The organism is Corynebacterium sp. MSK297 (assembly GCF_030232885.1).
GTDB lineage: Bacteria > Actinomycetota > Actinomycetes > Mycobacteriales > Mycobacteriaceae > Corynebacterium.
Genome location: NZ_JASPGD010000007.1, coordinates 1 through 25,985, shown reverse-complemented (window position 1 = coordinate 25,985; position 25,985 = coordinate 1). Strand labels below are relative to the sequence as shown.

Sequence of the window (25,985 nt, the reverse complement as noted above, 5' to 3'; positions counted from 1 at the left end):
TAGTGCATAACCGGTGTTAACGGAGTGAAATACCAAACAGTGCATCGAGCGCCGACACGACAAGTTCGGCAGCCTGAGGATCATCGTCACCGTCGCGGTTATTTTCTGCCCAAGCGTCAACAGCCCGCAATGCGCCAGGTGAATCGAGGTCATCAGCGATGCGCTCACGGATTGTGCGCACCAGAGCTTCTGCCTGCTCCAAATCGCCTGGTTGGTGCAGTGCGTCTCGCCAAATGGCAAGACGCTGCTCGCTTTCGGCCAACACCTCATCGGACCAATCCCGGTCACTCCGGTAATGCTGGGAATACACGCCCACACGGATGGCAGATGGCTCGTGTCCGTTGGCGGTGAGTTTGTGAATAAAGACTAAGTTGCCCAATGATTTCGACATCTTGGTCCCGTCTAACCCAATCATGCCCGCGTGGACATAATGGCCTGCCATACGATCGACGTCGTAAGCTGCTTCGATGTGAGCTGCAGAAAATTCATGGTGCGGGAAAACCAGGTCTGAGCCGCCTCCCTGGATGTCGAAACGCGCTCCCAAACGGTTCGCAGCGATAGCCGCGCATTCGATATGCCAACCCGGGCGGCCGCGACCAAACGGCGCCTCCCAGGACGGTTCGCCCTCTCGTTCGGCCTTCCAAATCAGTGCATCGAGCTCATCACGTTTACCAGGGCGTTCCGGATCCCCACCGCGTTCGGCAAAGACTTCCATCATGTCCTCGCGGTTGAAGTTCGATTCATAGCCGAACTGCTCAGTAGCGGTGACCGGAGCATAAATATCCGGGTATTCACCATCGATGACATAAGCCTTGCCCTGATCAAGCAGGCGTCCGACGATGTCAATAATCTCGTCGACGGTTTCCGAAACTGACATGAAATCGTGAGGCGGGATAATTCCTAGCTGTTCCATGTCCGAGCGGAACAAATTAGTTTGCTCTTCGCCCAGTTCACGCCAGTCCTGGTTATCACGTTCGGCGCGCTCAAAGAGAGGATCGTCGACATCCGTGACGTTTTGTACAAAATGTACCGAGCGCCCGTTGTCCAATAGTGCGCGATACACAAGGTCGAAAGTCAAATAGGTTGCTGCGTGCCCTAAATGCGTTGAATCATAAGGGGTGATACCACAGACATACATTCCCGCAGGCCCCTCGGCGTTGTAGAAACTAACCTCACGGATGCGTTGGTCCGCAGTGTCATAAAGCTTGAGCGGCACAGGTTTGCCGTGGCGCGCTGGAATGGATGGGACAGTAGGAAAAGGCCAAGATTTCATAACCCCCTACTGTAATGCTGTTTAGACCGGTTGCAGAACTCCCAACCCCAATAACAGCATGACCAGCAAACCCAGTGGAATACGGTAGGCAGCAAACCACGCAAACGAGTGGTTGGCGACGAACTTCAGCAGCCAAGCAATCGCAGCATAACCAACCAAGCCAGCCACTAATGTGCCGACGGCTAGCTGCACACCACTCGCAGCTTGCCCTGAAGCAGGACCAAAGGCGTCGGGAAGCGAAAACAGGCCGGATGCCATGACAGCGGGAATCGCCAGCAGAAAGCTAAAGCGAGTGGCTACTTCACGGTCCAAGTTCAAAAACAGACCGGCGGAAATCGTGCCGCCAGAACGGGAAACTCCTGGGATCAGTGCGAGACATTGCGCCAACCCCATGATGATGGCATCACGGAAGTTCAGCTCACCACTGCCACGAGTCTTTTTGCCCCAACGCTCTGCCGCAATAAACACAAACGAAAACAGAATCAGCACGGCTGCGGTAATCCACAGGTTGCGCAGCGAATCACGAATGAAGTCTTTCGCCAGATAGCCGATGACGCCAATCGGAACCGAGCCGACGATGATCATCCACCCCATTTTCCAGTCCGCGCCACGGGAGCTCTTGTCGACGAGCCCGCGCAACCAACCACGCACGATCTGGACAATTTCGCGCCAGAAAAAGATCACGACGGCGATCTCCGTGCCCAATTGAATGACGGCCGTAAAAGACGCACCGGCGTCGGCTTCCCAGAAGAACTCGGAGAAGATCCGCAGATGGCCGGACGATGATACAGGGAGAAATTCAGTTAAGCCTTGGAGGATGGATAAAACAATGACCTGGATCCACGTCATATCTACCGCGTCGGCTGCTGCTGTAGCCTCAGCCGCGTGGCTGGCAGTACCGGTGGCTAAATCGCTCGTAATCACGGCTACCAGACTATACCCGTAGGCAACCCCTCCCCTCGTGCCGTAGCGTTCGGCGGCACTAGCCTGCGCTGATAGACTAAACAGCTGTGAATATTCGATTTCGGTCGGCGCATTTTCGTCCCTACGCATTCTCTGTTTGTGCCTTAGCAGCCAGCGCAATTCTAGTTGCCTGTGCGGATAATCCGGCGTTACCGGGGGCAGATGTCCCAGACATGGGACAGGCTACCCCGGTGCCAAGCTCGGATCAGGCGGATACCACAGAACTAGCTGGCGAGGTGATTACGCGGCCAGAGTTCGATGCGGTTTCGGATATGGCAGTCGTCGGCAAGAATCTGGCCCTGCGCACAGATGATTCGTTGTGGCTGGGAACGGTTGATGAGCTTGCCGATTCCGGCACCACCGTCGATATTGCCGCAGAGTGTGGTGAGCTTACAGCTACTGAACAGCACTTCATTCTGGCTTGTGGCGATTCTGTGCACGTTTTTTCCGCCGGTGAGTCAAACGGCGAGGAGATTACGCCCGAGGTTGAATTTCCAGTTACTGCCGCAACCCGGATGAACAATGGCGATCTCGTGGTTGCTTCCGACGAATCAGCAGAGGTAGCAATCGTTTCACCGCGTGGTGAGGTCATGAGTACATTTACCGCAGCTGCCCCTACTGATGAACTCGTGCATGTGGAGTCAGAATCACACGGCGAACAGCTGGTACGTACGTGGCGCGAGGACACTACAATCCAAAACCTGGACTGGCGTAATGAGCGCGGCGGCGGCACCCTGCGCGTGGGGCTCGGAGTCGGCGAAATTGCAGTCGGCGATGACGGGCTCGTTTTGGCAGCCGATACCCGGGGTAATCAACTGGCAGTGTATACCGCGCTAGATGTCATCCGTCTGCACCAGACCACGCCTGTACCAGCAGGCCCGTGGTCCGTTGCCTGGGACAGCAAACGGGATCTGGCGTGGGCGGCATCCACGGAGCACAACCTGTTGACTGCCTTCCGTATTTCGAGCGGTATCCCGCAGCACGCCGCCCAACTGAAAACTCTTGCCGACGCTCAGTCGCTGGTGATCACCGATGATGGGACGCTCGTGCTGGCCTCGGCGACCGGGCACGGTATCCAAGTCATCACGAAGCCTGAGGTGGCGCAACCAGAGCTATCCGACCAACATGAGGAGAACGCAGAGTAATGGCTCCACAATTTGGGCAAGCGCGTACAACGATGCGCTCGGCGGTGACCAGCCTCCGCTCGGTGGCTTACAACGCGGCTTATCGCGCAGCATTGCGTGTGATGTTCCGCATAGATCCGGAACGCATACATCACGGTGCCAACAACGTGATGACCGTGGTGAATTCTTCCCGATTGCTCCGGAAAGGGCTGGCGACGGTCTTCAGCACTAATGATCCCCGCCTAGCTCAAGAGGTATTCGGCGTGCACTTCCCGCGCCCCCTCGGATTAGCCGCGGGGTTTGATAAAAACGCGCGCGCCGCTAAAGCTTGGTCAGCTATCGGTTTTGGCTACGCGGAATTAGGCACTGTCACTGCTGCCGCGCAACCGGGAAACCCACAGCCTCGTTTGTTCCGTTTGAAAAAAGACCGCGCCATCCTCAACCGCATGGGCTTTAATAACGACGGTGCAGCCCAAGCAGCGCAGAATTTGCGTGGGCATGTTACCAGTAGCGACGCTGCACAGCGCGGTGTCATTGGTATCAATATCGGGAAAACGAAAAAGACTCCGGTGGAAAACGCCGCCGATGATTACCGACGCTCCGCTTCTGTCCTGGGATCCGCTGCGGATTATTTGGTCGTTAACGTTTCCTCGCCTAACACGCCTGGGCTGCGTGACTTACAGGCAGTAGAATCACTGCGGCCGATTTTACAAGCCGTAAAAGATGTGTGCACCAGCCCAGTGCTGTTGAAGATTGCCCCAGATCTTTCTGACGCTGATGTTGATGCGTGTGCAGACCTCGCGGTGGAACTAGGGCTGGCGGGCATTATCGCAACGAATACGACGATTTCGCGTGAAGGCCTACACACTTCCGTTGCTGAGGTTACGGCTGCGGGCGCCGGTGGAATCTCTGGCCCGCCCGTCGCGAAGCGTTCCCTCGAAATCTTGCATAGGTTGCATAATCGCGTTGGCGACAAGCTCGTACTGGTCTCGGTTGGTGGCATCACCACGCCGCGACAAGCTTGGGAGCGCATCACAGCAGGCGCGAGTCTCCTGCAAGGGTATACCGGTCTGATTTATGGCGGTCCGGGCTGGATCTCCGGTATCCACCGTGGGCTGCTACGTCAACTTGATGTGCATGGCCTGGACAATATCTCTATGGCTGTTGGATCTGGGCTGGAGTGGCGTGAGAATTAAGCTTTCGGCATGATCGAACGGCGCAACACCAGTGCGCACACAAGAGCCAGCACTGCGTACATGAATAACCAGTGCTGCCCCATAAGACCAAGTGCCGTATTTGGTAAGAACTGGCTGGCGATGATGAGTGCTACGGCGACAGAAAGTGCGACGACCTGAGCCGCACTGGGCTTTTGCGCGCGATTGACGGTGGCAAAAGCCCCGAATAACACGGCTGCCGCACAAATTCCTAAAAACGCTGGGGTGACAGCAAACGGAACCGCCCAGCCGTCGGAGAGCCACGCGATGACACCAAAAATTGCGAGCGTAACCGCAAGCGCAAGAAAAGCGCCGCCGGCCCGCAAAGCCAGCGGCACAGTAACTTCGCGTCCAGCGGAGTTAGGGTTTTGTGAGGAAGAGTTTTTCGCTGCCATAAACCAACAGCATAGTGGTCTTTTTACTTGGTTTCGGCCCAACCCCACAGGATTGCGCGGCCAATTGCATGGAAATGCAGGTTGAAGCCCAACACGGTAGGTGTTGCATCAGCAGGAATATCCAATTCTTCGGTGTCTACCGCGTGCACCGCATACAAGTAACGGTGTGGGCCGTGGCCCTCGGGTGGTTGCGCTCCGAAGTGGGTACGCGAGCCGGAATCGTTGGTCAGCGACGTGACGCCGTCGATACCCAAGTTTTCTGCGGCACCAGCATTAGTTGGCAACTCGGCGACGTCAGCAGGAATGTTGAAGGCGGCCCAGTGCCAGAAACCGGACGCTGTTGGTGCATCTGGGTCAAAGCAGGTAACTGCTAAAGACTTGGTGCCCTCCGGCAAGTTTGACCACGCCAGTTGCGGTGATTCGCTGCTTGGTGCACGAAACTTCTCGGGAATCTCGTCGCCGTCGACAAGATCTGTAGATGTCAGCGTGAATGAAGGAAGATCATTCAGTGGCGCGTATGGATCGGGGCCGGGGAAACGGGAATCGTTTGCATAATCGCTCATAACTCCATTTGTACCTGAATGCAGCAGAATTCTCTGGTTTATAACGCCAGAAAACAAAAACGAGCCCGGTTCCGTAGGTCGAGGTTAATAAACTAGATTTAGCTTGTGTACCTGCAGATTTGCGATTATTTACCCTCGCCTATTATAGTAAGTCAGCGTTGCCAAGTTAAAAGTTAAGCAGACCAACTTTCCTGGAAAGTTAAGTCTTGCGGATACTTTTTATTGCACCCTGCCCGGGTGGCGGAATGGCAGACGCGCTGGCTTGAGGTGTCAGTGTCCTATTAACGGACGTGCGGGTTCAAGTCCCGCTCCGGGCACACTGTGTTGTCTCGAGACATCGTTCCACTTTTGACGATGTCTCGAGATTTTTCTTTTATCAATGCGATAGCTGCCCGACTTGGGCACTAGCTCACGATCTTTCGATCGTGATAGCTACCTGCGCATAGCATGTAATGGTGCCACCAGCGGAACACCATTGTGCAGCACAATATCTGCCTCCACGTGGTATACAGCTTCAACTAACTCGCGGTTGAGAACATCCTTCGGATGCCCCTGGGCACGAATACAGCCGTCTTTGAGTACCACCAGGGTGTCGCACATTCGCGCAGCAAGGTTGATGTCGTGAATGGCGATGAGACCCAAGCTACCCTCCCGCCGCGATTTCGCACGTACTTGAGACAGCACAAACAGTTGATGGTGAAGATCCAAAGCAGAAGTAGGCTCATCCAACAGCATTAAGCCAGGCCGACCAACCAGCATTTGTGCCAGAGCTACCAGTTGGCGTTGCCCTCCCGACAACTCATTGAGATACCGAGACGCGATGTCATCAAGACCGAGTTCGTGAATCACCTCACCAGTCCGGAGGACCGGGTCTTTGCAGGTTCCGCGTCGTGCAGCGATAAGTACGGCTTCAAACGCACGTAAAGCCGCAGTACTTGGCAGATCTTGTGGCACATAGCCGGTGAGCTGCCGCTTTCTCTTTCCCCGAGGCGCGGCCCCATCGACCTGAAAGTCAACGTGCCCTGTATAGCCGCGGTGGACGTCGGCAAGCGTTTTGATCAGCGTCGTCTTACCAGAGGCATTCGGACCGAGAAGTCCAACGATTTGCCCTCCGGTCAAGCGTGCAACATTGACATCATGCAGCACTCGATGCGAGCCGTATGAGGCGCTCAATCCGGAAATTTCTAGCGATACTTCCTGCTGACCGGGTTCAGTAGCGGCTGATTGTGCAGTTGTTAGCTCCACAGCGCTCTCCTTTTAGCCATGACAATCGCGATAAAGAATGGCACACCAAGCAGCGAAGTTACGATCCCGATCGGAATAGCCAGCCCCGGCTTCACGATCAGACTCAGCGCGTGCGCGGTACACATGACCGCTGCTCCAGCAGCCATAGAAGCAGGCAGAAAATACCGTTGATCTTCCCCTACCAGCATGCGAGCGATATGGGGGCCCACCAGACCAATAAAGCCGATGATTCCGGCAAAGGCGACCGTGGTTGCTGCCACTAGGGAGACGACGACCAACACAATCACGCGCAAGGCAGAAGTGTTCACGCCCATTGCCGCTGCACGGGCATCCCCTAATCGGAGCGCCGTCAATTGCCAGGACAACGCCCAAAGAATGGGAAGCGCAACCACCAATACTCCGGCTAACACTGCATTTCCGGTCCAACTTGCGCGGGTCAATGACCCCATCGACCAAAACACGATTTGTTGTAAGGCTTCTGCTGATGAGCGATATTGAATCAACGCCAACATAGCTTGGAAGAAAAATACCAAGCCGATCCCGAGCAACACCATTGTTTCTGCACGTACGCCCCGCAAAACTGCGGCTATGACGATGATGCCAGTAGCGATCACGGACGATAACCATGCAACCAGCGCGAGATTTAGCTGTGGCTGCGCGATAATCTGCCACTGCAACACGATCGCGCTAGCACCACCGAACGCTGCGGCAGCAGAAATGCCTAGCGTAAATGGCTCCGCGAGCGGGTTATTAAGAATCGTCTGCATTTCAGCACCTGCCAAAGACAGACTCACCCCGATCAACAAGGCCATCACTGCCATCGGCAGTCGTAACCGCCACAGGACGGTATGCGTTTGCTCATCCAAACTCGATGGGTTGATGATTCCCGTGATCACTTCGCCGGGGCTGATATTGATCGCACCGACAAAATTGCTCGTCACAAAGGCAGCAAGAGCGATGAAGCACAAAGCAGAGACAATACCGATGCGCTGCCAGGTCAGTTTCTTATGTTGCCTACCCAGCTCTACAACCGCGTGGTCCGTTGCTACTGTGCGTGGCGCCGCGGAGTCTTGGGCTGAGTCTGATGTTGCTGAAGTATCGTTCTTCGCGGCTGATTTTTTCGCGTTTATCATCATTAATTAGTAATAAACAGGGTGCCTTCGCCAGAAATTGGCGAGTATTTCTTTTGCGATTCCAGCCATTCCTGCTCAACATCGATGTCTTCGTAGGCGTCTGGATTGATCCACTGTGCGATCTGCAATAGTGCCAAATAGTTGAATGGAGAGTTATAGAACTGGTGCCACAAAGCGTGCAATTGGTTGTCTTGGACTGCACGCAGGTTGTCAAAGCCAGGCTGTACTTCCGGCAATTTTGCGATGCTGGCTTTTGCCTCGGATTCCTCGATACCGTAGCCAACGGCCGCATAGCCTACGGGATTGCCTTCATCGTCTTTCTTTTCGGACCAGTCACCGCCGGTAGCGATGATCATATCTGGATCGGATTCCAGGACTTTTTCGGGTGTCAGTGCACCGGATTCACCCTCGATGACGTGATCTCCGACGTTGTCTCCACCAGCGGTGTTAACCAATTGCGAGATATTCGAATCATTCCACGAGCCACAGCAATCTAGTACGCCGGCTGCGCGCCATACAAAGGTCTTTGGTTTTTCTTCAACTTTTTCCGCGCGTTCTTGCACCAAATCGACAGTTTCTTGCCAGTCCTTATTGAATTCGGCCGCGCGCTCTTCTTGGTTAAAAATTTGGCCGAACAATTCCATCGATCTCGTGGTGTTCTGCAATGGTTTTGCACGGAAATCTGTGACGACGTACTCGATGCCCACTTCATCCATTTTTGTAGTCAAACCGGCTTTTTCAGAGGCCTCATACGTGTCCATTGATAGGATGACCAAATCTGGTGCCATGCTCAACAGGTTTTCTACGGTGACATCCCCCTTGGCCAATCCACCGATTTCAGGGATCTCACTGACTTCTGGAAGCTTTTCTTCTAGGCGCTCATAGTAGTCTGGAACATTTTGCTTCAGGTCGGTGCCAATGCCAACGATCTTGTCCAACGGATTTTCGGTGTTCACAATGCCTGTTGCAAACAGGGAGCGTCCTTCACCCAGGATGATGCGCTCTGGGTCTTCTTCCAGGGTCACTTCACGGCCGGCGATATCTGTCAGCGTCAGAGCACCGTTGTTCGCGTCATCGTTGCCATTACCGTTGTCTGAATCACCATTTGCTTGGCTAGCTTGCTCGGTGCTGCAGGCCACAAGAACGGTTGCGGAAACAACGCCAGCCGCCAGCGCCGTCAAGATTCTTTTCGTTTTAAAGGACATAACTCTCCTTGTACATGGCTCATCAACCAGAAGTTATATAAGGACAGGCAAATATTAACAATTAAGGCAAGGGTCAACAATTTATTTTGTTTTGTTTTTGCACACATGATCTAAGTCATACGATCGGTTTTGCTCCAACGATCACGGACAGCAACTAGACTGAATACCCATGGATTCAGAACGAACCCACCCAGAACACCAGCCGCGAGCAAACAAAGCCACAGGCTCTCGACGACGCACCCCATGGCTCAGAAGTTTTCTGCATTTTTGCGCCACCATTCGTCGTGATGCCTGGGATTCAATTCGCCGCTGGTCACTCGCACGCATGCTTACCGTCGGCGCGATTGCTATTGGTTTGGTTGTGTTGTTTATCGTCATCGACTTTCCCACGCTGACCTCCTTGCGTGAATCAGCCGAATCTGCAGGTCGCGGTTTCATGATTCTGTTCTGGCTGGGTTATGTCTTTTTCACACAATTCCCCCTACCTCGGACGGTATGGACGGTAGCGTCAGGAATTTTGTACGGTCCGTGGGTTGGGCTCATCATTGCATTAACCGCGTTGACTGCCTCCGCGACAATTTCACTGCTCCTCGTTCGCTGGCTGCTCGGCGACTGGATGGCTCCCCGGCTCAAACACCCCGCGGTCGCCGGCATCAATTATCGGTTGCGCAAACGTGGCTGGCTGGCAGTCGCATCCTTACGTCTTATTGCAGGCGTGCCTTTTTCGCTAGTCAATTACACTGCAGCACTGACATCGATCCCCTTTTTCCCCTTTGTGCTCGCCACACTCGTTGGATCCGCACCAGGAACCGTCGTCGGAGTGTTGTTCGGGGACACGTTGATTGCCGGAACCAACCCACTTGTCATCGTTCTATTGGTTGCTATCGCGGTGGTCGGCATTGGCGGTTTGATTCTCGATGCTCGTATGCCCGTACACACCCGCACAGTAATCAAGTCTGAGGTATAGACTAACCTCAGGATTCATCGACTTTTCAGGAGGATCATGCTCGCCGTCCATGCCCGTTACCGCGGCAGCGCACCCCGACGCGCTGATTTAGTCCAGCGCTCTGCCGCAGCATTATCGAATCTGGACGGAGTGGATGGATTCGAGGTCATTAGTGTAGAAGACATCGCTTCCGCTATGGCAGAGCCTTCCACCGTGTGTGATATCACGATGGCTTTGCTTGCCGACGGCGAATGGGCCGTGGGAATTGGGATTGCGCACGATGTCGGTGAGGCACTGTCTGCTGCACGGCGCGCACTGCCGAGAAATACTCGCGCCGGAACCGTGCGCGCTGATGTTGTTTCAGCACCACCTGCGACCGCTGAAGACATCGCGGCCTGCTTTGCCTTACTGGGACAAGTGTTGAACAAGCGCACCTACGAAGGTAGAGAAGCCACCGCAATGGTCCGGCGCGGATTGAGCCAGAATGAGGCCGCCGAACGACTCGGAATTTCCAAACAGGCCATTTCGCAGCGCCTGCAAGCAGCCGGCTGGGCTGCAGAATCTGCCGGCTGGCGCTTGGCGGTCAATTTATTATCTACAGCAAATCAGATTTCTGCAGATCAGGGTTAGTTACGAAATCCACCAAACGTTCAACGGCACCGATCAACGAGATGTCGATGTCGCGAAACGAATGTACAGAGTTATAGATCCGATGCCACGCCTCTTTCGGGTCAGGCCACCCCACGGCATCACACACGCCGGTTTTCCAGTCTTGCCCTCGGGGAACCTGCGGCCACTTCCGTAGTCCCACGCGCTCAGGCTTGACCGCTTCCCAAATATCGACATATGGGTGGCCAGTAACCAAAACGTGCGGACCGACGTCTTCTGTTAACCGTGCCTCCTTCGTGCCAGCAATTAAGTGGTCGGCTAGCACGCCGATGCGGCGCTGCGCGTTCGGTTGAAATTCCGCAAGCCGTTCTGCAAGATTATCGAGCCCTTCTAGATATTCCACCACGACGCCTTCGACGCGTAAATCATGCCCCCAAATCTTTTCGACGAGTGCTGCGTCGTGGATGCCCTCTACCCAGATACGAGATGGGGCTGCGATTTTTGCACTGACATTCTGTACCCGGCGAGACCCAGAATTCGAATGAGTTGCTGTCTGGGCGGCAGGTTGCTGCATGGCTTTCGATAGGTTTACCCGCCGACCTTCAAACATGAATCCACCTGGAATAATGGGAAACACTCGTCGCGTTCCGTGGCGATCTTCGAGTCGCGCGAGGTGCCCGGAAAATGTTTTGTCGATATCAATAAGCGCGCCGACAAAATCTTCTCCAACAACCTCGAGAACCATCCCTGGTTGTGCTGGCAGGTCCGGAAAAGTGGGTGCCTGCCTACGCTTGTGACCTTGCAAGATATCACCGCTATACCGCTTACTGCTCATAATTTGCCAGTGTATCTATTACTATGGCCGACGATGTCTATCCGCGCCGAAGTTTATTCCCCCGTACAAAACGCTGCAGTGTGGCTCGCAGCCTGGTTATATGGCTATGAATCAAGCGATGCGACCATCGATGCATTGCAAGAGCTTGGCGGCAAGAACACTGTAGAAGGTACCGCCATTATCGAGTTATTGTCCGGGCTGCGTGCAGCAACCACGGACATACTGACAAACCCCGAACCTGTACTCAAGCTCGTGCTAGCAGGCCCTGGTGAACCACCGGCGCTCCCCATCGCTGGAGAATCGGCCCAGAATTTCGCACAAAATCCTGCCTCCGGAGCGATTGTGGTCACAGACAATGACCCAGCGTTGCACCATGTACTTATTCCACGGTACGCCAATGGGCACACTGACTGGACTTGGGTTCGAGAAACCCAACCGATTCCGGCCAGTTCAGGCTTACTTGCCGGTGATGCGGATTATTATCTCAGCCAGGCAACCAATGCTGCGGCTGAATTGATTGAGCAATCCGGACATATCCCGGCAGACCTGCCAAATGCCCGCATGACCGTGGGAACTCTTGCAGATTTCTACGATATCCCGGGTTTGCCCGGGTCTGTACCTCCCCGGGTTGCGAAGTTATTCGCGCGTGCCGATACCGTTGCCGCAACTATCGAAATGCTGACAGACAAACTAGGCGATCACAGCCTTGATCCCTACCTCTTCGGGCTTTTCCGCTATCTGCGCCAAGCCCGCATGGCAGGGGTTGAACGTGCGTGCGCAGAATTCGCGCGCCGCTAGCCTTATTTGCTCCAAATATCGCAACATCCAGGGGCGCATGGCGCGCCGTTATCAGTGCTGCCCTGCACCGTCACCTTGCCGAGCTTCTCGACGATTTCTCCAGCTGCAGACTCTGCAGCAATATCGACAACCATTTCGGCAAATTGCTGCGTCAGTCCTGCGGTGCGCGCACGCTCAACGTGCACGTCTTTGTCGTGCGCCGCTTCTACAAGCTCGGTATCCAGATCCCACATAACCTCCATGTGGTCGGTAATAAAGCCAATCGCGCACACGACTACGGCTTTGATGCCTCGGTTATCCGCCAGATACTCGGTATGGTCGACGATGTCTGGTTCTAGCCACGGCACACGCGGATCACCAGAGCGCGATTGCCACACCAGATCGTAATCCTCAATACCAGCTTCGGCAGCCGCCAACCGAGCAGCTTCTGCTACCTGTCGCGAGTACAGGTTTTTATCGCCGTCAGCACCACCAACGTCGTCATGGCGGTTGGGAACTGAGTGCGCAGTAAATAGCATGCGGGTGTGTTCGCGGCGTTCGGCTGGGATATTGGCATAGGCTTGGGCGATCGCAGCCGCGGTTTCAGAAATGAAGGCTGGGTGGGAAAAGAATTGACGAATCTTGGTGAAGTGAACCTCAGGTAGATTCTGTTCCGCTAAGTGTTCGCGAATCCGTTTAATATCTTCGTTATATTGTCGGCAAGCAGAGTACCCGCCCCATGCGGAAGTGGCGAGCACCAACACTTTTCGATGACCGTCACGAGCGATCTGCTCAGCGGCATCCTCGCCAAATGGGTGCCAGTTACGGTTGCCGAAATATACCGGCAAGTTAATTTCGCGCCGGGCAAGAACGTCTTCTAGGTTTGCGATAAGCTCACGATTTTGCGCATTGATGGGACTAATTCCATCGAAATTAAAGTAGTGTTCGCCGACTTCTTCTAGACGCTCACGTGGAATTCCGCGTCCTCGAGTGACGTTTTCTAGAAACGGCACAACCTCGTCGTTTCCTTCGGGGCCGCCAAAGGAAAGGACTAGGAGTGCATCATAGTCAGTCAAAGGGTGCAAATCAGTCATGTCTTTAGACTAGCAAGGCAGATTTTGGTGGTGGTCGTTTTGCACGACTAGCCCAATAACCGCACCGCGTTTTCGGTCATACCGGTGTGACGCACCGGAACTTCGCGAACGTGTGAGCCGGAATGAGGAGCCTCGATCATCATGCCGTCGCCGGAATAAATCGCGACATGCTGTGATCCACCTGGTCCATAGAAGATCAGGTCACCTGGTTGCAGATTCGACGTAGATACGTGAGTGCCGTGGCGGTACTGACCACCGCTATAGTGCGGCAGCGAAATACCTACACCTGCAAAGGCGTACTGCACCAATCCGGAACAGTCGAAGCCTACCTTGCCGTAATCACCGTTGATGTCTGCATGTCCGCCATCGCGGATACCTGCAGTTGGCCCTTGCGCATTGCCACCGCCCCAGGCGTAATCGACACCCAGCTGGGAACGTGCACGAGACAGTATCGCTTGTGCCTGCTGTGATGGAGCTACCTCTGCAAAACCTGCAGAAACATCTTCTGACACAGACTCATTAGTGCTGAGTTCTTCTAATACACCACTGAGTTCTTCCGCAACGTCACTACCACTATCTGTTGATTGTGGTGTGGCGTCAGCTGCAGATTCAGCAGTGTGTTGGGAGCTTGCTTGCCCAACGGATTGCTGCTCTGGGCCCGCAGCTGAAACGGCTTCCCCTTCCGTTTCAGCATTGGCGCCAGTAGCCGTCTCCGCTGTCGTTGTTTCTTCAGTCGTTGTTTCCTGAGTTGTCGTTGGTGGTTGGATCTCAGAACCACCAACTGTTTGTAATGCAGGTATCGGCGAAGGTGGATCCTGTGCGTTGTCTTCAATTCTGTTGCTGTCCTGCGAGACTGAATCTAAAGCTGTGTGCTCCGGTAGATATTCACTGACAGTCTCAGCAGCTTGATTGATTAACTCATGCAATTCAGCTGAGACGTCACCATTCTGCTCGGATTGTCCAGCCTGCCCTGTTTCAGCGGGTGATTCGTCATTACCGTTGTCGTTTGTGTCTACGGTGAGATCAAGTGCACTATCCGCAGTAGAACGAGAGGCTATGTTAGCTGACGCATGCTCTGAAAAAGCGTCGTCTGCACCGGTATTCCCAATTGTGTGGTTATTGCTGGCACCTCGCGCTGAGGCAAGCTCTTCCTGGGCTTGTTCTCGTTCTTGCGCGACCTGTTTGCGCTGTTGTTGCGCTTGCCCGATTTTGGCTCTGGTTTGCTCCAATAGTTCGCGCGCATCTGATTCTGCGGTAGCAGCTTGTTCTACACGGGCTTCGGCTAACTCATGCGTTTTCCGTAGCTGGGATTCCTTATTGGCTTTCTCAGTACGTACTCGGTCAAGCTCATCGATAGTCGTAAGCTTTTCTTCACTTTGTGCGCGTAGCATCGATTTGCGGTAGAGCTCATCATCGCGGTGATCACTCCCGCTGATTACATGCAACCCGGACGAACCAGCCGCGCGCCGATATTTGGCGCGTGAAAGCTCATCCAACTCCTCCTGCGCACTTGCAATCTCAGCCTGGGCGTCGGCAAGCTCTTGTTGTGCCGCTGAAACCCCCCGCTGCGCTTGAGTGGCTTTGGATCGAGAATCCTGCAAAATAGCGAGCGCTTCGTTGACGGATTCGCCCAGAGCACCAATTCTAAGATCCAAGTTGTTGAGGTCCGCATCGGCCTCGGTGATTGTGGAAATCAGTTCAGAGACCGCAGGCTGCAACTGATCTTTCGGCGTTGCCTGCGCAAAAGCTGAGGACCCAAACAATGAAAGCGATGCGGTGCATGCGATAGCTGCACTAAAACTGCCTACGCGAAAGACACGCCGGTGAGACGATGAAGGCACGACACACTCCTGACAGGCATAGTCAAGCATTGAAACCTGACTCTGCGCGGAAATCTACGACAGTGGGTACCGACACACGGGCCTAGCGAAGCAAGAATCAGGCAGAAACTCACCGTCGCAAACAACGGTGAATGAAAGACTGAATCAGCCGCATCCTTCTGGCCATCGTTGCTCCTGGCGTGCCTCCCCACATGCCCGTGCTGACGAGTAGTCAAGGATCAAGACTGTATTCAGAATTTCCGGTGTGTCTCCACCATGAGTTCAAACCTCAGTGCTATGGCTCGTGAGCCAATAGCCAAACCATATGCCACACGACGCAACAGGGGCACATGTATTCACAATTCTCCCGCGCATTAAGTCAAGTATTGAGGCCGGACTAACCTGATGGCCTGCAGAAAGAAGCATCAACTTTTTTCATGTGTCGTTTATCACAATATCAGCGACACGCAGGAAATGGACTCAATTACGTAACGATTTGGTTACCAACAACCACGATGCAGTCAAGGCTGTAGCAATGACTACTGCGAGTACGATAGCGACAGGGCCCCATTGGATCGGGGCACCTGAAAGCACATCGACAAAGTTGTGGAACCCAGTACTGGTTTGCACATGAGCAAAAGCTGATTCTGCTGCTTCCAGTTCAGCACGCGAATAAAGCTCACTCACTGCTGCTCCAGCAGTCGGAGTGCGCACCACTATGGTCTCAATTTCGGTATTTAGTTGCAGCTCCTGAGCTACGTCGCGCAAGTCCGCAGCCTTGCCAACCGGAACGTCGATAAGTGCTAGCCCAAAATCTGCTCCACCATAAACGCCTGAGCCGCTTTCTTGATTACTCACGCTTAGAACATCCAGTAGTTCCGATTCCTGCATCCGCCCAAATTCAGCATTCGGGCCAATAGCTAACTGATCTTCACGCAACTGTGCAGAGAGGTCAGCTATGTCAACACCGGAAGGGATCATGGTAAATACTTTCTGCTTAATCTTTCTGGGGGTAATAAGGGGTGCTTCGGACAGGTATTGATGGCGTATATTCCCTCACTAACTGTCATATTGCCATGGCGCAGTACAAACAGACTAAAAACAGAACAGCTGTACTGTTATACTTTTGGCAGGACGAGGGATCGTCAACCTACACTGGGTCAATGAACCCTGAGTTCTAGACCTTTGAGGTCTGACAGATTTGCACAACAAGGAAATGGAGCTCCCCGTGACTGAAAGCTTGAACTCCTTCGACGCTAAGAAGAAGCTAGAGGTCGGAGATAAGTCATATGACTACTTCTCGCTCGACGCAGTAGACGGACTGAAGAAGTTGCCGTACGCACTCAAGGTGCTGGCAGAAAACCTTCTTCGTACCGAAGACGGTAAGAACGTCAATAAAGATCACATCAAGGCTATCGCTAACTGGGATCCAAAGGCGGAACCAGATACAGAAATCCAGTTCACCCCTGCTCGCGTGTTGATGCAGGACTTCACTGGTGTTCCGTGTGTCGTTGACTTGGCTACCATGCGTGAGGCCGTATCGAACTTGGGCGGCAGCGCAGACCAGGTTAATCCACTGAACCCAGCTGAAATGGTTATTGACCACTCCGTTATCACCGAAGCATTCGGTGATGCGGATGCACTGACCAAGAACGTTGCCATCGAATATGAGCGCAACGAAGAGCGCTACCAGTTCTTGCGCTGGGGTGCAGAGAACTTTTCGAACTTCCGCGTTGTTCCTCCGGGAACCGGTATTGTCCACCAGGTCAACATTGAATACCTGGGCCGCGTAGTCTTTGACAATGATGGATTGGCATATCCAGATACCTGTATCGGTACTGACTCCCACACCACCATGGAAAACGGCCTGGGCATCTTGGGCTGGGGCGTAGGTGGTATCGAGGCCGAGGCTGCAATGCTGGGACAGCCAGTATCGATGCTGATTCCAAAGGTTGTTGGTTTCAAGCTTACCGGCGAAATTCCAGTCGGCGTTACCGCTACCGACGTTGTTCTTACCATCACCGACATGTTGCGTGAGCACGGCGTTGTTCAGAAGATCGTCGAGTTCTACGGCAATGGCGTGAAATCCATCCCACTGGCTAACCGCGCAACTATCGGTAACATGTCGCCAGAATTCGGCTCCACCTCTGCGATCTTCCCGATCGACGAAGAGACCACTAAGTACATGGAGCTGACCGGTCGCCCGCAGGAGCAGATCGACCGCGTTGAAGCTTATGCCAAGGCCCAGGGCATGTGGTTGGAAGAAGACGACGAAGAAGCTGAGTACTCCGAGTACATCGAGCTCGATCTTTCCACTGTTAAGCCGTCCATTGCCGGACCGAAGCGCCCACAGGATCGCATCGAGTTGGACAAGGCAAAAGAGCAGTTCCGCAAGGATCTAGTCAACTACACTGACGACGAAGTTTTGGAAGAAGGCAAGAAGCCTGAGGTTCGTCGCATGGACGCCGAAGGCGGCGTGCAAAGCTACGTCGATGCCGACATCACCGATGGTCACAATGTTTCCCGTAAGGGTCAGGGTGAAGACGCTTCCGCTGGCGGCGAAGGCCGTCCGTCCCATCCAACGGTTGTTACCTCACCAGCCGGCGGTGAATACACCCTGGACCACGGTATGGTCGCTATTGCTTCCATTACCTCGTGTACCAACACTTCTAACCCATCGGTCATGATCGGTGCCGGTTTGATCGCCCGCAAGGCAAACGAACTGGGCCTCACCTCCAAGCCATGGGTTAAGACCATTTGTGCTCCTGGTTCCCAGGTTGTTGATGGATATTACAAGCGCGCAGATCTCTGGAAGGACCTGGAAGCTCTCGGTTTCTACCTATCCGGGTTCGGTTGCACCTCGTGTATTGGTAACTCCGGCCCACTGCCAGAAGAAATCTCCGATGCCATCAACTCCGAAGACTTGGCGGCCACCGCAGTATTGTCCGGTAACCGCAACTTCGAAGGTCGCATCTCGCCAGACGTCAAGATGAACTACCTGGCTTCGCCAATGATGGTCATCGCATATGCCATCGCCGGCACCATGGACTTCGACTTCGATGAGCAGCCACTGGGCCAAGATAAAGAAGGCAACGATGTCTTCCTGAAGGACATCTGGCCTTCCCCAGAAGAGATCGAAGAGACGATCGAGGCCTCAATCTCTCGCGAAATGTACGAAGCTGACTACGCTGACGTCTTCAAGGGCGACGAACAGTGGCAGAACCTGGACATCCCGAAGGGCGAGACTTTCGAGTGGGATGATGCTTCGACGTATATCCGCAAGGCTCCATACTTCGACGATATGCCGACCGAGCCTGCCGATGTCGAAGACATCAAGGGCGCCCGTGTGTTGGTCAAGCTCGGCGATTCGGTCACCACCGACCACATCTCGCCTGCTTCTGCTATCAAACCAGGTACCCCTGCCGCGCAATACCTGGAAGAAAATGGTGTTGAACGTCAGGACTTTAACTCGCTCGGTTCCCGTCGTGGTAACCACGAAGTCATGGTTCGCGGTACCTTCGCGAACATCCGTATGCGCAACCAGCTGGTTGAGGAATCCGGCGGTTACACCTTGGACTTCACTAAGGAAGACAAGCCACAAGCCTTCATCTACGATGCAGCTCAGAACTATAAGGAAGAAGACACCCCTCTAGTCGTTCTGGGTGGTAAGGAATACGGCACCGGTTCTTCGCGCGACTGGGCAGCAAAGGGTACCTTACTGCTGGGCGTGCGTGCCGTCATTACTGAATCCTTCGAGCGTATCCACCGCTCGAACCTGATCGGTATGGGTGTTGCACCACTGCAGTTCCCAGATGGTGAATCACACGAGTCGCTGGGGCTCACCGGTCACGAGACCTTCGACATCGAAGGCCTGACCGAGTTCAACAACGGCTCGATCCCGAAGACCGTCAAGGTTACCGCTCACAAGGAAGACGGTGAGACCGTCGAGTTCGACGCGAATGTACGCATCGACACCCCAGGTGAGGCCGAGTACTACCGCCACGGAGGAATCCTGCAGTACGTACTCCGTCAGATGGTTAAATCCTAACCATAATGCTTCGCGGGGCTGCATGAAGTCTCGCTGCGAGTAGTCCCCTCTTCGGAGGCACTCGCAGCCAGGCCCTGCAGCCCCGTTTTGGCATTCCCGGTCAGAAAGGTTGCTTCCTCTATGCCAGTCATGAGCGAAAATGAGCTTAATCGTCGCCGCCAAGAAATCCTTGTGGGTGCGCGTAAGTGTTTTGCCGAATACGGCTACGAGGGAGCAACTGTGCGTCGTCTAGAACAAGCGACCGGGAAATCCCGGGGCGCAATCTTCCACCACTTTTCTGATAAAGAAAATTTGTTTCTTTCGTTAGCCAGAGAAGATGCTGCACGACAAGCCGAAGTCGTCGCCCGGGAAGGACTCGTGGAAGTTATGCGCGATATCGTACGGCACCCAGATAGATATGACTGGCTGGCTACTCGTCTCGAGATTTCTAAGATGCTGCGGACCGATGCTTCGTTTCGCGCACGCTGGCAGGAACATCAGGCAGTCCTCGACCAAGCCGTGCATGATCGTTTGGCGAAAAATGCGGCTGAAGGACGTATGCGCATCGACGTTCCCATTGATACGCTGAAATATTTTCTAGAAATGGTCATGGACGGGTTGATCACCCGTAACGCAATGGGAATGTCCACCGATGAAGCCGTTTTGGACATTGCAGAACAGGCTATCCGACGCGATGCTAATGAGCATTAAGCGATAAGGTATAACAGTAGCCACTATGGTTAATCTTCTCTTGGTCTCATTACGTTATGGAGAGACCGCCCCGGCGGTTGCCGCTGCTGAATATCGTGACATCTGTGAATCCACTGGGCTTAGTCAAGAACAAACCTCGCACCTGGTTATTGATTCCACAAACGTGGAACTCCCCGATTTAGCTAATTTCGATGGAGTTATCGTTGGTGGTAGTTCACTCAATATCACCAACGAAACTTGGGATGATTGGCAACTCCATATTCACCGACAACTGGAGATACTTACAGATGCAGACATTCCAGTCTTTTTGATTTGTTTTGGTGCTTCCTGGCTAGCACACCACGTCGGCGGAACCGTGGGGCATTCGCACGCTGAAACGTCCGGAGAGACCATCGTGCAGCTTACGCATGACGCTGCCAAAGACGTGCTCGCACGACACTTGCCGCAGAATTTTACGTCTCTGACTGGCCATACCGAAGCCGTCGAAAACCTGCCTGCGGCAGATAATATTACGGTTCTTGCCGACGGCCCGACGTGCCCCGTACAGTTAATTCGCGTCGGTGATTCAACCTGGGCAAGCCAATTTCACGCTGAAATGGATGCCGTAGCCATGAGAAACCGAATGGATTTTTTCTACGACTACGGCTATTTCTCCCCCGACGATTACCTGGATATTGTCAACAGCTTGCCGTCAATTGACACGAAATGGAGCAATGAGTTGCTCGCTATCTTCGTGCGGTACTGCGCAACACGCGCAGCTTCCAGCTAAATGGAGCTCACTGGATCGTTGCCATCATGGAAGGCAATGAAGTCCTGGTTTGGCAGCTCCGTCCGACCAGCCAGCTCGAAGATCACCTGACCGACGAGCTCACGGGAGGTTTTTTCCCCGGCTTTTTCTGGCGTGTTTTCGGTGACGGTAATGCCCTGCGCCGGATCCAGGGTCAGCAACGTCGGGGCTAGGATAATGTAATTTAAATCAGAATCCAGCAGGCGCTTGTCGACGGTCTTCTTCGACTCCACGTATGCCAGCCATGCGCCTTGATCGTCGGTTTCGTTGTCCAACGACCCCATGTAGGACACCATGATGAGCCGCGGCGCGCGATCTTTACCAACCTCATTCTGGACTTTTTCCAAGCCCTTGATGCATTCCAAAGCAGCATCGCGGTCCACGGCATAGGTGACGTCGGCACCGGCACGCCCGCCGTTACCTGCGGTCCACACCACGACATCAAAATCACGAACCAGCGCTGCCCACTGATCCGCAGACACAGTAGTCACGTCTTGGACCAACGGTATTGCGCCGTTATCCCGCGCCTCTTCTGCTTTTTCTTCACGACGCAGCATCGCGGTGATCTCGTAATCGTTCGAGTATTGGGGAATGGCAATGCTGGCAACTTTGCCAGATCCACCGATGACCAATACTCGTGTGTTTGTGGTAGTTACGTTCTTTTGCGGCTGAGTTGCTGTCATGTACACAATTCTACGCTTCGTCGTGAGCTTTTTGCCCCGGCTAAAAAGAATGCTGAATAGGCAGTTAAGATGAGTAGCATGTATGCCATCATGACCGTGACCGGCGCGGACAACACCGGAATTATCGCCTCTGTCAGCACCGCTCTCGCAGAGTTGAACGTTAATATCGTCGACGTTTCACAAACCCTTATGTCTGGTTATTTCACGATGATTCTGCGCGTGGAATTCGATGATGAAGCCCTATCAATCCCTGAAATTCAACAGCGCATGGAAGCCGTAGAAAAAGAGACCCACCAGGTTATTCGCATCCAGGCGGAGTCGCTGTTTACCGCAATCAACGAAATTTAGCACCACCTAGCGCAGGGAAAATCCACTATGCCTTTTTCTTTTAAGAATGCCCAGATCGTCGATACGATCGAGATGATCGAAAAATATCGTCTCGATATTCGTACCGTGACCATGGGCATTTCCCTACTCGGTTGCACTCGCCCGACGATGTCCGCCACCTGTGATGCCGTGTATGACCGAATCGTTACTCGCGCATCACGCTTGGTCGCAGTGTGCGAAGGTATTGAAGCCGAACTGGGAATTCCGATCGTCAATAAGCGCATTTCGGTTACTCCGATTTCGTTGATAGCCGCCGGTGTTGAGGGCAACCCCGCCGATATAGCCCACGCACTCAACAAAGCTGCCAATGAAGTCGGCGTGAACTTTATCGGTGGTTACTCCGCGCTTGTCGAAAAAGGAACCACCGAAGCTGACCGCCGACTCATCGAGTCCATTCCGGAAGCTCTGTCGCAATCAGAAGTGGTATGCGGATCAGTGAACATCGCATCCTCCCGCGCGGGCATCAATATGGATGCTGCCCGACACATGGGTGAGGTTATTAAATCCGCCGCCGAATTAAGCAAGGATGATTCTGCGATCGCCTGCGCGAAATTAGTGGTCTTCGCCAACGCGGTCGGCGATAACCCGTTTATGGCCGGTGCTTTTCACGGTGTGGAAGAACCAGATTGTGTGGTCTCCGTTGGTGTTTCCGGTCCAGGTGTCGTCGATCGTGCTCTGGGCAACCTTGAGGGGGCCAGCTTGGACGAGGTAGCAGAAGAAATCAAAAAAGCCGCCTTCAAAATCACCCGCGCCGGTCAACTAGTTGGCAATTTGGCTTCACAACGGTTGGGCGTTCCGTTCGGCATCGTTGACCTGTCACTGGCTCCGACCGCGGAACTTGGTGACAGCGTCGCACACATTCTGGAGCACATGGGCCTGGAGCAAGTCGGGACCCACGGCACAACCGCTGCCCTGGCATTGCTGAACGACGCGGTGAAGAAAGGCGGCATGATGGCGTGCTCGCGTGTCGGCGGCTTATCAGGGTCGTTCATTCCTGTCTCTGAGGACAAAGGAATGATCGACGCTGTGCGTGCCGGCAGCATCAGCATGGACAAATTGGAAGCAATGACCGCAATTTGTTCGGTCGGTTTCGATATGATTGCACTTCCTGGTGCCACGTCGGCAGAAACTATAGCAGGCATGATCGCAGATGAGGCCGCAATTGGTGTGATGAACCATAAGACCACGGCGGTGCGTGTTATTCCTGTACCTGGTGCTGCGGTAGGCGACGAAGTTGATTTCGGTGGTCTTCTCGGCTACGCACCGATCATTCCGGTCAACACCGTCGGCAACCGCGAGTTCATCCACCGTGGTGGGTTCATCCCGGCCCCGGTACACGGATTCCGCAACTAGCAGTTGGGCTATCGGGCCTGCCAGATTGGCAGGCCATGACGCCACTACACACTAGCCAACTATGCAGACAGTTCCTTGCGTTGTGGAAGCCGGGAGTTGCCGAGGTCAACGCGGCGGCCTTCCTCACTGCCCGCGTGCATTGCTTCTGGATCTATCGCCCGCGAATTCTGTCGGCCATTGCGCAATACCAAGCCTGCCTCGTGGACATAGTCGTGCATGAGTTTTTCTGCAGCACTAGCGTCATCAAGCAATGCGACCTCTGCTCCCTGGCCAACTTGGGACGCAGTGTCCTGGTCAGCCTGCTCAAGCAAATCAAAGACGCTACTTGAAAACCCCATCATCCAGGAAGTTTTCAAGCGTTTCGTGTGCGCGGCATCGTGCGCGCCGTGATTCGCAGCGTATTGTGTTGATCCCGCCGACATGTGCAAGTTAAGCATTGGAAAGAGCATTTTCACCCTCTCGAGATGCCGGGGCACACCAAAAACCAATCCGAAAGAGTTGTGCCGCCCGGTGCCGCTACGCTCATAAAGGACCCGACAATGCAGAGCACTAGCGATATGTGCAAGCAGCTCTCGCTGCTGCGGCTTATAGCTACCAGTTAATTCCCATTCCCACGCGGTCTGGCCTGCCGAGTCCGCATCTGCTTGCTTGCGTACATCATCGGGATCTAAAGCGTATTTTGCTGCCAACTCAAAAGCTTTCACCCGGCACAAATCGCCTTCCGGTGTTCCTTCACAGGCAGCAGCACGGTCCAGCAAGCTTTTAATGCGGTTCCGATATTTATCGAGACTCAATGGATAGTCCTTTCTCGTGTCCTATCCCAATAGACTGTGCGCACCAGGCTGTGGTTCCATGACCACAAAATCACACACATATCCCGAGCGGTTGTGCGAGCTTAGGCCAATTCCACGATCTCCATATATTCGTCACTCCACATATCTTCGTCACCGTCTGGCATGATGATGACCCGCTCCGGTTCCAGTGCTTTGACCGCGCCGGGGTCGTGGGTAACCAAGACCACTGCACCAGTATAAGTCGCCAAAGCATCCAATACCTGTTCCCGCGATATCGGGTCCAGGTTGTTGGTGGGCTCATCCAACAACAAAACATTCGCCCGGGAAGAAACTAAGGTTGCAAGCGATAAACGCGTCTTCTCACCGCCGGAAAGTGTACCTGCGGGTTGTTCCAGTTTGTCACCAGAGAACATGAAAGCACCGAGCAGACTGCGAAGCTCCTGCTCATGGGCGTCAGGGCAGGCAGAAATTGTGTTTTCCCAGACTGTCCGATCAGGATCAATGGTGTCGTGTTCTTGGGCGAAATAACCAATGCGTAAGCCATGTCCGGTGACGATTCCGCCTTCGCCGTCGGTGCGTTCCTCGCCAGCAAGTAATTTCAACAATGTAGTTTTACCTGCGCCGTTGTACCCAAGAACGACGACGCGGGAGCCTTTATCAATCGCGAGATCGACACCAGCGAAAACTTCCAACGAACCATACATTTTGGTCAGTCCCGTCGCATGCATCGGGGTCTTGCCGCACGGAGCTGGCTCTGGGAACTTAATGGATGCGACCTTATCGTCTTGGCGGACCTCATCCAGATTGCCCATCATTCGTTCTGCACGAGCAAGCATTTGTTTTGCAGCGGCCGCTTTCGTAGCTTTGGCACCCAATTTTGCTGCTTGTTTTTGCAGCGCCGACGCTTTCTTTTCGGCATTCGCCCGCTCACGTCGACGGCGTGCTTCATCGGTGGCACGGGCGTCAAGATATTTCTCATATCCCATGTTGTACACATCGGCTTCCGAGCGCACAGCATCCAAAAACCACACTTTGTTGCAGACGTCGCGAAGCAGCTCAACGTCGTGACTAATCATGACCAAGCCACCTTCGTGCTTCGCCAAAAACGAACGCAACCAAGAAATGGAGTCAGCATCCAAATGGTTGGTTGGCTCATCGAGCAGCAACGTGGTTTGTGACTTTCCTGCCCCGCTGGTGGCAGCAAACAGAATCTGCGCCAACTCTACACGACGACGCTGACCACCCGACAACGTCTTGAGTGGCTGGTCCAAAATTCGTTGTTCGAGACCCAAGTTGTCGCAGATCGTGGCTGCTTCCGAGTCCGCTTCATAACCACCGAGGCTGTGGTACCGTTCTTCCAATTTGGAGAACTTGGTGATGGCTTTGTCTCGCTTGTCATCATCCAAGGTGGTTTCCATGATCTGCTGTTGTTTATCCAAGGACTTGCGCAGCTCATCAAGACCACGCGCTGACAGAACGCGGTCGCGAGCAGTCTGCTCGATGTTTCCCTCGCGAGAATCTTGCGGAAGGTAGCCGATATCTCCGGAAATGCGTACTTCACCAGCATAGGGTTGGGTTTCTCCTGAAAGAATGCGCATGGTGGTGGTTTTTCCCGCACCATTGCGGCCGATCAATCCGATGCGATCCCCCGGCTGCACCCGAAGATGCTGGCCAGGAGCATGCAATAAAGTACGGGCACCGGCGCGGACTTCGAGGTCTTGGCTAACAATCACGACCAGCCAGTTTAGCAGTCGCCACGGTTTATTAATAACCGTAGTGAGCTGGAAGTTTGGCGCGATATATCGAACAAACGCTATAGTGAAAACGTTGCCGCAGATCCCTGATCGGATTGCTAGGCAGCAACGGGCTGTAGCGCAGTTTGGTAGCGCACCACACTGGGGGTGTGGGGGTCGCAGGTTCAAATCCTGTCAGTCCGACAAAATACCTGTTCAGGTTATATTTCAAACTTCGGGTTAAACGACAAAAAGTGTGTTTTTACGGCGTGTCGCCAATTCCCTAGATCGGGCCTTTCCGGATACCGATTGAG

24 protein-coding genes and 2 tRNA genes are annotated in these 25,985 nt (G+C 54.0%); 12 read left to right on the top strand and 14 right to left on the bottom strand.

Annotation, left to right across the window (positions count from 1 at the left end):
- Window positions 1-16 precede the first annotated feature (16 nt).
- Together mshC and QP888_RS07930 are read right to left on the bottom strand one after the other, a co-directional pair.
- Window positions 17-1,273, bottom strand: a complete 1,257-nt coding sequence (gene mshC / locus QP888_RS07935; protein ID WP_284812993.1) for a cysteine--1-D-myo-inosityl 2-amino-2-deoxy-alpha-D-glucopyranoside ligase — start codon at window positions 1,271-1,273, stop codon at window positions 17-19.
- Between the two features lie 21 nt (window positions 1,274-1,294).
- A complete protein-coding gene (locus QP888_RS07930) occupies window positions 1,295-2,122 on the bottom strand; it encodes an undecaprenyl-diphosphate phosphatase (protein ID WP_284813077.1) in 828 nt (275 codons plus the stop codon).
- Window positions 2,123-2,283: 161 nt separating this feature from the next.
- On the opposite strand from QP888_RS07930, the gene QP888_RS07925 reads away from it, so the two are divergent.
- Both QP888_RS07925 and QP888_RS07920 read left to right on the top strand, forming a co-directional pair.
- The gene (locus QP888_RS07925; protein WP_284812992.1) at window positions 2,284-3,381 is read left to right on the top strand and encodes a YncE family protein; all 1,098 of its coding nucleotides are present in this window, start codon (window positions 2,284-2,286) and stop codon (window positions 3,379-3,381) included.
- Window positions 3,381-4,556, top strand: a complete 1,176-nt coding sequence (locus QP888_RS07920) for a quinone-dependent dihydroorotate dehydrogenase (RefSeq protein ID WP_502869156.1) — start codon at window positions 3,381-3,383, stop codon at window positions 4,554-4,556. The genes QP888_RS07925 and QP888_RS07920 overlap by 1 nt, the downstream gene beginning before the upstream one ends.
- On the opposite strand, the gene QP888_RS07915 is transcribed toward QP888_RS07920, so the two are convergent.
- Entirely contained in the window at window positions 4,553-4,969 is a 417-nt protein-coding gene (locus tag QP888_RS07915) for a hypothetical protein (RefSeq protein WP_284812991.1), read from the bottom strand. The genes QP888_RS07920 and QP888_RS07915 overlap by 4 nt on opposite strands.
- A gap of 23 nt (window positions 4,970-4,992) precedes the next feature.
- On the bottom strand, window positions 4,993-5,532 hold the full coding sequence (locus QP888_RS07910; protein ID WP_284812990.1) for a YbhB/YbcL family Raf kinase inhibitor-like protein: 540 nt from the start codon (window positions 5,530-5,532) through the stop codon (window positions 4,993-4,995).
- Between the two features lie 231 nt (window positions 5,533-5,763).
- Here QP888_RS07910 and QP888_RS07905 point away from each other — a divergent pair.
- Window positions 5,764-5,849: transfer RNA gene (locus tag QP888_RS07905), tRNA-Leu, on the top strand.
- Between the two features lie 115 nt (window positions 5,850-5,964).
- Here QP888_RS07905 and QP888_RS07900 read toward each other — a convergent pair.
- Genes QP888_RS07900 through QP888_RS07890 form a run of 3 tightly spaced genes read right to left on the bottom strand, consistent with a single transcriptional unit; the run spans window position 5,965 to window position 9,115 of the window.
- Window positions 5,965-6,777: an ABC transporter ATP-binding protein gene (locus QP888_RS07900; protein ID WP_284812988.1), complete on the bottom strand. Its 813-nt coding sequence runs from the start codon at window positions 6,775-6,777 to the stop codon at window positions 5,965-5,967.
- On the bottom strand, window positions 6,768-7,913 hold the full coding sequence (locus QP888_RS07895) for a FecCD family ABC transporter permease (protein WP_284812987.1): 1,146 nt from the start codon (window positions 7,911-7,913) through the stop codon (window positions 6,768-6,770). The genes QP888_RS07900 and QP888_RS07895 overlap by 10 nt, the downstream gene beginning before the upstream one ends.
- Entirely contained in the window at window positions 7,913-9,115 is a 1,203-nt protein-coding gene (locus QP888_RS07890) for an ABC transporter substrate-binding protein (protein WP_284812986.1), read from the bottom strand. Before QP888_RS07890 ends, QP888_RS07895 begins: the two co-directional genes overlap by 1 nt.
- A gap of 259 nt (window positions 9,116-9,374) precedes the next feature.
- Between QP888_RS07890 and QP888_RS07885 the strand changes: the two genes are divergently transcribed.
- Window positions 9,375-10,082: a TVP38/TMEM64 family protein gene (locus QP888_RS07885; protein ID WP_284813075.1), complete on the top strand. Its 708-nt coding sequence runs from the start codon at window positions 9,375-9,377 to the stop codon at window positions 10,080-10,082.
- 36 nt (window positions 10,083-10,118) lie between these two features.
- Window positions 10,119-10,691, top strand: a complete 573-nt coding sequence (locus tag QP888_RS07880; protein ID WP_284812985.1) for a helix-turn-helix domain-containing protein — start codon at window positions 10,119-10,121, stop codon at window positions 10,689-10,691.
- Here the strand turns inward: QP888_RS07880 and QP888_RS07875 are convergent.
- A complete protein-coding gene (locus QP888_RS07875; RefSeq protein ID WP_284812984.1) occupies window positions 10,657-11,505 on the bottom strand; it encodes a DUF3097 domain-containing protein in 849 nt (282 codons plus the stop codon). The genes QP888_RS07880 and QP888_RS07875 overlap by 35 nt on opposite strands.
- Before the next feature lie 33 nt (window positions 11,506-11,538).
- Here QP888_RS07875 and QP888_RS07870 point away from each other — a divergent pair, with 33 nt between their 5' ends.
- Window positions 11,539-12,303 (top strand): Rv1486c family protein, encoded by a 765-nt coding sequence (locus QP888_RS07870; protein ID WP_284812983.1) that lies wholly within the window; start codon window positions 11,539-11,541, stop codon window positions 12,301-12,303.
- A gap of 2 nt (window positions 12,304-12,305) precedes the next feature.
- Here QP888_RS07870 and QP888_RS07865 read toward each other — a convergent pair whose 3' ends face one another.
- From QP888_RS07865 to QP888_RS07855, 3 genes are all read right to left on the bottom strand, one after another.
- Window positions 12,306-13,376: a ferrochelatase gene (locus tag QP888_RS07865; RefSeq protein WP_284812982.1), complete on the bottom strand. Its 1,071-nt coding sequence runs from the start codon at window positions 13,374-13,376 to the stop codon at window positions 12,306-12,308.
- Window positions 13,377-13,423: 47 nt separating this feature from the next.
- A complete protein-coding gene (locus QP888_RS07860; protein WP_284812980.1) occupies window positions 13,424-15,217 on the bottom strand; it encodes a DIP1281 family NlpC/P60 protein in 1,794 nt (597 codons plus the stop codon).
- A 459-nt stretch (window positions 15,218-15,676) separates the two neighbouring features.
- Window positions 15,677-16,177, bottom strand: coding sequence for an Rv1476 family membrane protein (locus QP888_RS07855; RefSeq protein WP_284812979.1), 501 nt, complete (start codon window positions 16,175-16,177; stop codon window positions 15,677-15,679).
- A gap of 247 nt (window positions 16,178-16,424) precedes the next feature.
- On the opposite strand from QP888_RS07855, the gene can reads away from it, so the two are divergent.
- The 3 genes from can (at window position 16,425) to QP888_RS07840 (ending at window position 20,703) form a co-directional block, all read left to right on the top strand.
- Window positions 16,425-19,244 carry an aconitate hydratase gene (gene can / locus QP888_RS07850; protein ID WP_284812978.1) on the top strand — a complete coding sequence of 940 codons (2,820 nt, stop codon included), beginning with the start codon at window positions 16,425-16,427 and terminating at the stop codon, window positions 19,242-19,244.
- A gap of 120 nt (window positions 19,245-19,364) precedes the next feature.
- Window positions 19,365-19,934 carry a TetR/AcrR family transcriptional regulator gene (locus tag QP888_RS07845; protein WP_284812977.1) on the top strand — a complete coding sequence of 190 codons (570 nt, stop codon included), beginning with the start codon at window positions 19,365-19,367 and terminating at the stop codon, window positions 19,932-19,934.
- Window positions 19,935-19,959: 25 nt separating this feature from the next.
- The gene (locus tag QP888_RS07840; protein WP_284812975.1) at window positions 19,960-20,703 is read left to right on the top strand and encodes a glutamine amidotransferase-related protein; all 744 of its coding nucleotides are present in this window, start codon (window positions 19,960-19,962) and stop codon (window positions 20,701-20,703) included.
- Here the strand turns inward: QP888_RS07840 and QP888_RS07835 are convergent.
- A complete protein-coding gene (locus tag QP888_RS07835; protein WP_284812974.1) occupies window positions 20,700-21,404 on the bottom strand; it encodes an SDR family oxidoreductase in 705 nt (234 codons plus the stop codon). The two genes, QP888_RS07840 and QP888_RS07835, sit on opposite strands and share 4 nt — an antisense overlap.
- Before the next feature lie 78 nt (window positions 21,405-21,482).
- Here QP888_RS07835 and QP888_RS07830 point away from each other — a divergent pair, with 78 nt between their 5' ends.
- On the top strand, window positions 21,483-21,752 hold the full coding sequence (locus tag QP888_RS07830) for an ACT domain-containing protein (protein ID WP_018119563.1): 270 nt from the start codon (window positions 21,483-21,485) through the stop codon (window positions 21,750-21,752).
- A 27-nt stretch (window positions 21,753-21,779) separates the two neighbouring features.
- Complete coding sequence (locus QP888_RS07825) at window positions 21,780-23,144, top strand: PFL family protein (protein WP_284812973.1); 1,365 nt, start codon at window positions 21,780-21,782, stop codon at window positions 23,142-23,144.
- Between the two features lie 59 nt (window positions 23,145-23,203).
- Here the strand turns inward: QP888_RS07825 and QP888_RS07820 are convergent, their stop codons facing one another.
- Both QP888_RS07820 and QP888_RS07815 read right to left on the bottom strand, forming a co-directional pair.
- On the bottom strand, window positions 23,204-23,938 hold the full coding sequence (locus QP888_RS07820; RefSeq protein ID WP_284812972.1) for a DUF7168 domain-containing protein: 735 nt from the start codon (window positions 23,936-23,938) through the stop codon (window positions 23,204-23,206).
- A 101-nt stretch (window positions 23,939-24,039) separates the two neighbouring features.
- Window positions 24,040-25,671 carry an ABC-F family ATP-binding cassette domain-containing protein gene (locus QP888_RS07815; RefSeq protein WP_034646078.1) on the bottom strand — a complete coding sequence of 544 codons (1,632 nt, stop codon included), beginning with the start codon at window positions 25,669-25,671 and terminating at the stop codon, window positions 24,040-24,042.
- A 130-nt stretch (window positions 25,672-25,801) separates the two neighbouring features.
- Between QP888_RS07815 and QP888_RS07810 the strand changes: the two genes are divergently transcribed.
- A tRNA-Pro gene (locus QP888_RS07810) sits at window positions 25,802-25,875 on the top strand.
- The last annotated feature ends 110 nt before the right edge of the window (window positions 25,876-25,985 follow it).